This window comes from Craurococcus roseus (assembly GCF_039523795.1).
GTDB lineage: Bacteria > Pseudomonadota > Alphaproteobacteria > Acetobacterales > Acetobacteraceae > Craurococcus > Craurococcus roseus.
On the sequence record NZ_BAAAFZ010000106.1, the window covers coordinates 1 to 8,717 of the forward strand.

General features: G+C 74.8%; 7 protein-coding genes, 1 tRNA gene and 1 pseudogene. 7 read left to right on the forward strand and 2 right to left on the reverse strand.

The window, feature by feature from the left end; translation table 11 throughout:
- The 7 genes and pseudogenes from selD to ABD067_RS26545 all read left to right on the forward strand — a co-directional run.
- Positions 1–1,675 (forward strand): selenide, water dikinase SelD (gene selD / locus ABD067_RS24805; RefSeq protein WP_343898106.1); only part of this gene is annotated, 1,675 nt, incomplete at its 5' end.
- A gap of 23 nt (positions 1,676–1,698) precedes the next feature.
- On the forward strand, positions 1,699–1,890 hold the full coding sequence (locus ABD067_RS24810) for a hypothetical protein (protein WP_343898107.1): 192 nt from the start codon (positions 1,699–1,701) through the stop codon (positions 1,888–1,890).
- Between the two features lie 16 nt (positions 1,891–1,906).
- Complete coding sequence (fdh, locus tag ABD067_RS24820) at positions 1,907–5,119, forward strand: formate dehydrogenase (protein WP_408871597.1); 3,213 nt, start codon at positions 1,907–1,909, stop codon at positions 5,117–5,119.
- Positions 5,119–6,048, forward strand: a complete 930-nt coding sequence (locus ABD067_RS24825) for a 4Fe-4S dicluster domain-containing protein (RefSeq protein ID WP_343898110.1) — start codon at positions 5,119–5,121, stop codon at positions 6,046–6,048. The genes fdh and ABD067_RS24825 overlap by 1 nt, the downstream gene beginning before the upstream one ends.
- The gene (gene nrfD, locus ABD067_RS24830; RefSeq protein WP_343898111.1) at positions 6,045–7,016 is read left to right on the forward strand and encodes an NrfD/PsrC family molybdoenzyme membrane anchor subunit; all 972 of its coding nucleotides are present in this window, start codon (positions 6,045–6,047) and stop codon (positions 7,014–7,016) included. Before ABD067_RS24825 ends, nrfD begins: the two co-directional genes overlap by 4 nt.
- A complete protein-coding gene (locus ABD067_RS24835; protein ID WP_343898112.1) occupies positions 7,003–7,305 on the forward strand; it encodes a hypothetical protein in 303 nt (100 codons plus the stop codon). The genes nrfD and ABD067_RS24835 overlap by 14 nt, the downstream gene beginning before the upstream one ends.
- 108 nt (positions 7,306–7,413) lie before the next feature.
- Positions 7,414–8,067: pseudogene (locus ABD067_RS26545) on the forward strand (formate/nitrite transporter family protein); the annotation flags it as partial.
- Between the two features lie 82 nt (positions 8,068–8,149).
- On the opposite strand, the gene ABD067_RS24845 reads toward ABD067_RS26545, so the two are convergent.
- Positions 8,150–8,242, reverse strand: a tRNA-Sec gene (locus tag ABD067_RS24845).
- 5 nt (positions 8,243–8,247) lie between these two features.
- The coding region (locus ABD067_RS24850) for a SelB domain-containing protein (RefSeq protein WP_343898114.1) at positions 8,248–8,717 on the reverse strand (470 nt) is incomplete at its 5' end.

An 8,717-nucleotide genomic window follows, 5' to 3' on the forward strand; every position in this document is an offset into this window, starting at 1 on the left:
CGCGACCGCGGTGGCGCTGCTCTGCCGCGCCGCGCGGCCGCTGCCGCGCCACGCGCCTGCCGCCGGCCGCCAGGCCGAGCGCCTACTGGCCCAGGCGGGCGTGGCGGTCCGCACCGGCGCCGAGGTGTCGAGGGTGGAGGAAGGCGCGGCCGTGCTGGCGGGGAGCGGCGAGCGCGTCGGCTTCGACCGGGCGGTCTGGGCCGGCGGCTCCGCCCCGCCCGCCTGGTTGGCGGAAACCGGCCTCGGCCTCGGCCCCGGCGGCTCCCTGGCGGTGGACGATTGCCTGCGGACCTCCGACCCGCGCGTCTTCGCCGCCGGCGACATGGCGGCGGCGCTGAACCACCCTCGCGAACGGGCCGGCGTCTACGCCGTGCGGCAAGGGGAGCCGCTCCTGGACAACCTGCGCCGCGTGCTCGACGGCCGGTCCCCGCGCCCGCACCGGCCGCAGCGCGCGCACCTCGCCTTGCTGCTGGCGGGCGAACGGGCCCTGGCGATGCGCGGGGGCTGGTCCGCCGGGGCGAGCCGGGCGGCGCTCTGGTTCAAGGACCGCATAGACCGCCGCTGGGTGGAGGGCTTCCGCATGCCCCCCGCCATGCCGCGGCCCGCCGCGGACGCCATGCGCTGCGGCGGCTGCGGCGCCAAGGTGCCGCCGGCGGTGCTGTCCCGCGTCCTGGCGAGGCTGCCCCGCTCCTCCGGCGGGGACGCCGTGCCGCTCGGCTTGGAGGCGCCGGACGACGCCGCGCTGCTCGCCCCGCCGGCCGCGCCCGGCCGGCTGCTGGTGCAGTCCGTTGACCACTTGCGGAGCTTCCTCGGCGACCCCTGGCGCATGGGCCGCGTGGCCGCGGTCCACGCCATGGGCGATGTGGCGGCCATGGGCGGCGTCCCGTGCGCGGCGCTGGCCGTGGCCGTGCTGCCGCCGGCCGGCGAGGCCGTGTTGGAGGCCGACCTGCACGCCATGCTGCTCGGCGGCGCCGAGGCCCTGGCGGCCGAGGGCGCGCGGCTGGCGGGCGGCCACAGCGCGGAAGGGGCGGAAGCGGCGATCGGCTTCGCCGTCACCGGGGAGGTGGACGCGGGCCGCGCGCTCCGCCGCTCCGGCCTGCGCGCGGGGGACGCGCTGCTGCTCACCGGCCCGCTCGGCACCGGCGCCATCCTCGCGGCCGCGATGCGCGGGGAGGCGCGGGGCCGCTGGCTCGCGGGCGCGGTGGCGGCGATGGAGCGCAGCCCCTTCCCCGCCTCGCGCGCCCTGCTGGACCACGGCGCCACGGCCTGCGCCGACGTGACCGGCTTCGGCCTGCTCGGGCACCTGCTGGAGATGCTGCGCGCCTCGGGCGTCGGGGCCTTGGTGGACGTTGGCACCGTGCCGGCTTTGGAGGGCGCGCTGGAGGTCCTGCGGGGCGGCGTCCGCAGCACCTTGCACCCGGGCAACGAGGCCCATGCCCGCCCGGACCTGGACGGCGCCGACGCCCTCTCGCCCGAGCGCTTGGCGCTGCTGCTTGATCCGCAGACGGCGGGCGGGCTGCTGGCTGGCGTGCCGGCGGAGCGGGCGGAGGCCTGCCTAGCCTCGCTGCGCGGGGCGGGCGACGCGCGCGCCGCGGTCATCGGCCGCGTCGTTCCCGGCGAACCGCGCGTGCAACTCGCAACCTTACGGCCCGATGCTTCGTTGGTGGCCGGATGAGGACGGCGGCGGGAACGATTTTGATGGTGCAGGAGAGCCGGTTCCGGCTCCTCACCGACAACGGGAAGGGCTTGGCCTTCGTGCTTTCCTCCTCGGCGCCCTTCGAGCCGCAGGATTTGGCGCCGCTGGCCGGCCGCCGCGCCCGCGTGCAGTATCGCACCGCCTCTGGCCTCCTGGCAGGCGAGGCGCACGACATCACCCTGCTCGACGCCTGACGGGAGACGACGCTCGATGGCACGACGCCCCCGCCGCACCCTGCCCGACCGGGCCGCCCAGTTCGCGCGCGAATGGTCCGTGCCCCGCCAAGCGCGCGGCGAGGACCACCGGCGCGGGGCGGCCGAGGCCGCGACCTCGCGCGGGCTGCGCCCCCGGACCGACCAAGCGGACGCGGTCGGCACCTCCGTCTGCCCCTACTGCGCGGTGGGCTGCGCCCAGCTCGTCTATGCCAAGGACGGCCGCCCGATCGCGGTGGAGGGCGACCCGCGCAGCCCGATCAACCAGGGCACCCTCTGCCCCAAGGGCGCTGCGACGCTGGGTCTGATGACCAGCCCGATGCGCCTCGACCGCGTGCTGCACCGGGCGCCGCACGCGAGGGAGTGGCGTGAGGTGCCGCTCGACTGGGCGATGGACCGCGTCGCCGAACTCACGAAGCGCACGCGCGACGAGACCTTCGTGGCCGACGCGCCGGACGGCACGCGGCTGAACCACACCATGGGCATCGCCTCGCTCGGCGGCGCCACGCTCGACAATGAGGAGAATTACCTCATCAAGAAGCTGTTCTCCGCCGGCCTGGGGATGGTGTTCGTCGAGAACCAAGCGCGGGTTTGACACAACAACTCGGTGCCCGGTCTGGGCACCGCCTTCGGACGGGGCGCGGCGACGATGCCCCAATGGGATCTCGCGCGCTCGGATGTCGTGCTCGTCATGGGCTCGAACATGGCCGAGAACCACCCGATCGCCTTCCGCTTCGCCATGCAGGCCAAGGCGCGCGGCGCGACGCTGATCCACGCCGACCCGCGCTTCACCCGCACATCGGCGATGTGCGACCTTTACGCGCCGATCCGCGCCGGCACCGACATCGCCTTCCTCGGCGGGATCATCCGCCACCTGCTGGAGAACGACCTTTGGTGGCGGGATTGGGCGATCCCCTACACCAATATCGCAACGGTCATCGAGGAGGGCTACCACGGGCCTGAAACGGGCGACGGCCTGTTCTCCGGCTGGAACGCGGAAGAACGGCGCTACTCGTCCGAGACGTGGCAATACGAGGGCCAGACGGTGCCCTCGCCGCTGGCCGAAGCCTGGATGGAGACGGGCGGCGACTTCGCCGAACGCGTTTCCAGCCTGCGCGAACGCCCGCCGGCGCGCGACGAGACGCTCCAGCACCCGAATTGCGTGTACCAGATCATGCGGCGCCACTACGCGCGCTACACGCCCGAGATGGTGGAGCGGATCACCGGCTGCCCGCGCGGCGTGTTCCTGAAGGTGTGCGACGCGCTGGCCCGCAACTCGGGACCGGAGCGCACGGGCGCCATCTGCTACGCGGTGGGCTGGAACCACCACACCACCGGGGCGCAGGTGATCCGCGCCGGGGCCATCGTCCAATCGCTGCTCGGCAACGTCGGGCGCCCGGGCGCCGGCCTGCTGGCGCTGCGCGGCCACACCTCCATCCAGGGCTCGACGGACATAGCGACGCTCTACGACCTGATGCCGGGCTACCTGCCGCAGCCGCACGCGCTCAGGCCGCACAAGACACTGGCCGACTACCTGGAGGTGGAGACCGCGCCGACCGGCTGGTGGGCGAACTTCCCGAAATACGCCGTCAGCCTGCTCCGCGCCTGGTACGGCGGGGAGGCGTCGGAGGCGAACGGCTGGGGCTACGACTGGATGCCGCGCACCGTCGGCGACCACAGCCAACTCCCGTCCACGGTCGCCATGCGGGACGGCGTCATCAAGGGCCTGTTCGTCATGGGGCAGAACCCGGTGGTGGGCGGCAGCAACTCGCGGCTGGTGCAGCAGGGCCTGGCGCGGCTCGAATGGATGGTGGTGCGCGACATCGCCGAAACCGACACCGCGACCTTCTGGCGCGACGGCACGCTGGTGCGCGACGGCGAGATGCGGCCGGAAGAGATCGGCACCGAGGTGTTCCTGATGCCGGCTTCGCTCTCGGGCGAGAAGGCCGGCTCCTTCACCAACACGCACCGGCTGGTGCAGTGGCACGACAAGGTCGTGGAGGCGCCGGGCGACAGCCGGTCGGAGCATTGGTTCGTCTACCACCTCGGGCGCCGGCTCAAGGCGATGCACGCAGACGGCGGCCGGCCGGAGGACGCGGCCATCCGCAACCTCCGCTGGGACTATCCGGAGGTGGACGATCAAGGCGAACCGGACGCCGAAGCGATACTGCGGGAGATCAACGGGTACCGCGTCGCGGACGGCGCGCTCGTTTCCTCCTTCCAGGATTTGAAGGACGACGGCTCCACCGCTTGCGGGACTTGGATCTACACGGGCGTGTTCCCGGAGGAAGGCAAGAACCTGTCCCGCTCCCGCGTGCCCGATGGACCGAACGGCCCCGGCACGCACCTCGGCTGGGGCTTCGCTTGGCCCGCGAACCGCCGGACGCTAGGCAACCGCGCGTCCGCGGACCCCGCCGGCAAGCCCTGGTCCGAGCGCAAGGCGCTGATCCGCTGGGACGAGGGCGCGGGCGAGTGGACCGGCCCGGATGTGCCGGACTTCCAGAAGGAGAAGCGGCCCGACTACGTGCCCGACTGGTCCAGCCGCCCGAAGGGCATGGACGCGCACTCGGGCGCGGAGCCGTTCATCATGCTGGCAGACGGCCGCGCCGCCGTGTTCGCCCCGTCCGGCCTGAAGGACGGCCCGCTGCCCGCGCACTACGAGCCGATCGAGAGCCCCGCGGCCAATCCCCTGCATCCCGGCAATCCCGCCAGCCCCGCGGCCAAGCGGTGGGAGCAGCGGAGCAACCCGGTCGGGGACGCGCCGGACCCCGCCTTCCCCCACGCGCTGACCACCTTCCGCCTGACGGAGCACCACTCGGGCGGCACGCCGACGCGCATCGTGCCCACCACCGCGGAGTTGCAGCCCGAGATGTTCGCCGAGATCCCGACCGAGCTGGGGCGCGAACTCGGCGTCCGCGACTTGGATTGGGTGGTGGTCTCCACGCCCCGCGGCTCCATCGAGGCGCGCGCCCTCGTCACCGACCGCCTGCGCCCCTTCGCGGCGGAGGGGAGCGCGCGGCCGGTCCACCAGATCGGCCTGCCCTGGCACTTCGGCTGGGCCGGCTACGCCACCGGCGACGTGGCCAACCTGCTGACGGCCGTGGTGGGCGACCCCAACACCGGCATGCACGAGAACAAGGCCCTGGCCTGCGGCCTGCGGCCCGGGCGGCTGTTCCGTGCGAATCCGCCTCGAACGGAAGGACCGAATTGATGGATGGCGGCCTCGCCCACCCCCGTGCCGTGCCGTCGGCCCCCGGCATGGACGGGGTCGAGGTGCCTGTGCCGCAGGAAGCGGAACTCACCTGCGGCACGCGCATCGAACCCGGGAAATCCTACGGCTTCTTCACCGACACCACGCTCTGCATCGGCTGCAAGGCCTGCGAGGTGGCGTGCAAGGAGTGGAACGCGCTGCCCGCCGACGCCGTGGGGCTGACCGGCCATTCCTACGACAACACCGGTGCGCTGGGCGCCAACACGTGGCGCCACGTGGCCTTCGTCGAGCGCCTGCCCGGCACGCCGGAAGCGCGCGGAACGGAGATGCCGCCGTTCCAGTCCAACTGGCTGATGATGTCGGACGTGTGCAAGCACTGCGACCCGGCGCCGTGCCTGGAGGCTTGCCCGACCGGCGCTCTGTTCCGCACCGAGTTCGACACCGTGGTGGTGCAGCAGGACATCTGCAACGGCTGCGCCTACTGCGTGCCCGCCTGCCCCTTCGGCGTGGTCGAGATCTCGACCGGCGACGGCAAGGCGCACAAGTGCACCCTCTGCTACGACCGGCTGAAGGGCGGCATGGAGCCGGCCTGCGCCAAGGCCTGCCCCACCGACAGCATCCAGTTCGGCGTGGTGGAGGAGCTGGTGGAGCGGGCGGGGCGCCGCGTGGAAGCGCTGGAAGCGGCCGGGCAGGAGCGCGCCTACCTCTACGGCGCGCCGGGCACGCCGGGCGCGACCAACGGCCTCGAGCGCCTCAACGCCTTCTTCCTGCTGACGGAGCGGCCGGAGGTGTACGGCCTGCCCGCCGCGCCGGCGCGCCCGGCGCCCCGCGCGCGGCCGGGTATCCTCGCGGGCCTGGCCGCCGTCGCCGGGCTCGCCGCCGCGGCGCTGGTGCTGGGCGTAGGCGGCGGCGGGGGCGGCCGGCGATGACCAAACCGATGGAGGAGCCCTGGCGCGGCGAGACCTACCACGGCCGCTCCGCGCTCAAGCCGGCTGGGTTCGACTGGAAGGTGGCGGCGTACATCCTCGCCCAAGGCGTCGCCGGTTCAGCGCAGGTGATCGCGGGCGCGGCGCGCGCGGCGGGGGGCGCGGACGGCGATGGCCTCGTGCGCCGGGCGCGGCTCTTGTCGGTGGCCGGCAACCTGCTCGGCACCGCGGTGCTGGTCGGCCACCTGAAGACGCCGAAGCGCTGGTACAACATGCTCCGGATCGTCCGGCCGCAGTCGCCGATGTCCTGGGGCTCGTGGCTGCTGGTCGTCTTCGGCGCCGCCAGCGCGGCGACGGCGCTGGGGGAATTGCTGGGCGGGCGGTTCCGCTGGGCGTGGCGCTTGGGAGAGGCGGCGCAGGCGCCCGCTTCGCTCGCCGGGGCGGGCATGAGCGTCTACACGGCCTCGCTCCTGTCCACGACCAGCAATCCCCTGTGGTCCGCGGCACCCGTCCCGCTGGCCGCCGGCTTCGGCGCGGCCTCGATGGCCAACGCGGCCTCGGCGCTCGCCCTGTTGCAGCGGAACGCGGGCGAGCACGAGAGCGCGCGGCGGCTGGAGACGCTGGCCGCGCTCGCCGCCGGGGGCGAGTACGCGGCGATGCGGGCGGCGGAGCGGCGCTGGAGCGAGGTCGGAGTCGAGGCGCCGCTGCGGGAAGGCGGGCCGAAGGCGCTGTTCGGCCCCGCCGCGAAGGGCCTCGGCGTCGCGCTGCCGGTGGCGGCCCAGGCCCTGGCGCTGGTCTCCGGGCCCGGTGCCCCGGCACGGGACCGGCTGCCGCCGGTGGCGTCGCTCGGCCTGCTGGTCGGCGGCTTCGCGCTGCGCCACGCCTTGCTGCGCGCCGGCGACGATAGCGCGAAGCGCCCGGGCGACTACTTCCGCGCCGCGCAGGGGCAACCGAACCGTGCCGACCGCTGAGGACCGCGCCCGCGCGGACGCCGCCCGCGCGGCGCTCGACCGGCTGATCGCCGCCGCGCCGCCCCCCGACATGGACGGCGCCCGCGCGGCGTTCGAGGCGCTGGTGGCGCTGCGCGACGGGCTGGTGGCGCGGCGGCGGGCGGACGGCCCCTCCCCGGCGCTCGACGCGGAACTGGCGCGGGCCAACGCGGCGGCCGCCCTCGCCTGGTCGGGCGCGATGCCGGTGGCCGGGTTCCGCCCTGGCCGGCTGGAAAAGGCGCGCGCCATGCTGGACGGCGGTGGGGGCTGACGCGACGTAGCCGGTTCGGCGCCGCCCAGCCCCGAGGCCAAGCCGCCCGGCGAGATCGCCGAAGCGGCCACGAAGACGGGCGCCAAGAAGGCTTCGCTGGACTGGCCGGTGCTGGCGGTGCTCGGCCTGTTGGCCGGGGTCTACATCGGCTTCGGCGGGCTTTTCTCGACCGTGGCGCTCGCCGGGGCGGAGGCGTCCGGGATGCCCTTCGACGCGGCGCGCCTGCTGTCGGGGCTCGCCTTCTCGCTCGGCCTGGTCCTCGTGCTGGTGGCCGGGGCGGAGCTGTTCACCGGGAACACGCTGCTGGTCGTCGCCTGGGCGGAGGGCCGCGCGGGCGCGGCCGACATCTGGAAGGCGCTGGCGCTCGCCTACTTCACGAACCTGGCCGGCTCCGTCGCCGTGGCCGCCCTGGCCTTCGCCGCCGGGGCGCACGCGGCGGGCGACGGGGCGGTGGGCGCCGCGGCGCTGTCCACGGCGCAGGCCAAGGCCGCGCTGCCCTTCGGGCAGGCCTTCGCCAGCGGCGTCGCCGCCAACGTCTTGGTGTGCCTCGCGGTGTGGATGGCGTGGGGCGCGCGCAGCGCGGCGGACAAGGTGCTGGTGGTCGTCCCGCCCATCGCCGCCTTCGTCGCGCTCGGGCTGGAGCACTCGGTGGCGAACATGTCGCTGATCCCCTTCGGCTGGATGGTGCGGGAGTTCGCCGACATCGGAGGGAACGCCGCGGCCTTCGCGGCGGTGACGCCCGGCGGCTTCGTTTCCAACCTCGTGCCGGTGACGCTGGGCAACATGGCCGGCGGCGCGCTGGTGGGCGCGGCCTATTGGTTCTCCTACCTGCGGCCGAAGGGGGCGGAGGCGGATGGGAATCGAACCCACCGCTCGCGCCATCGCGCGAGCCCACGGTTTTGAAGACCGCGGGGGCCACCAGGCCCCTGTCGCCTCCACCGCCTAGGAAAACGCTTCTGCCGGCGCGACGGAAGGGGCTTCGGCAAGATGGCGCCGGTCGCCATCGCGGCGGGTGAAGCCCTCGGCGTCGAGCAGCTCCAGCAGCGGCACGCCGTGGCGGCGGCTGATGCCGAGCAGCGCGTCGCACTCGCTCACCGTCAGACCCTCCGGCCGGGCGGCCAGGGCCGCGCGCAGCGCCGCGCAGGCGCGGCCCAGCGCTTCCCGATGGAACAGCACCTCCCGCCCCGCGTGGACCGCGCGCCGGAGGACGCCGGCGCGCAGCAGCAAACGCAGCGCGCCGGCGGCGCGGCGCGGGTCCTGCCCCGCCGTCGCGGTCCGGGCGTCGGGCGGCGACAGGCCGGCGCCGCGGTAGGCGGCTTCCAGCGAGGCGACGAGGGCGCGGTCGGCCTCGGGCAGCAGCCGCGCCGCGTCCAGGCGGTGGAAGCGGCGGAACACGCGCCCGCGCTCGGCGG

Bases quoted from the DNA above. Each gene is read 5' to 3' on its own strand.
- ABD067_RS24825 (WP_343898110.1), top strand. From the start codon at position 5,119: ATGGATGGCGGCCTCGCCCACCCCCGTGCCGTGCCGTCGGCCCCCGGC.
- ABD067_RS24810 (WP_343898107.1), top strand. From the start codon at position 1,699: ATGGTGCAGGAGAGCCGGTTCCGGCTCCTCACCGACAACGGGAAGGGC.
- nrfD (WP_343898111.1), top strand. From the start codon at position 6,045: ATGACCAAACCGATGGAGGAGCCCTGGCGCGGCGAGACCTACCACGGC.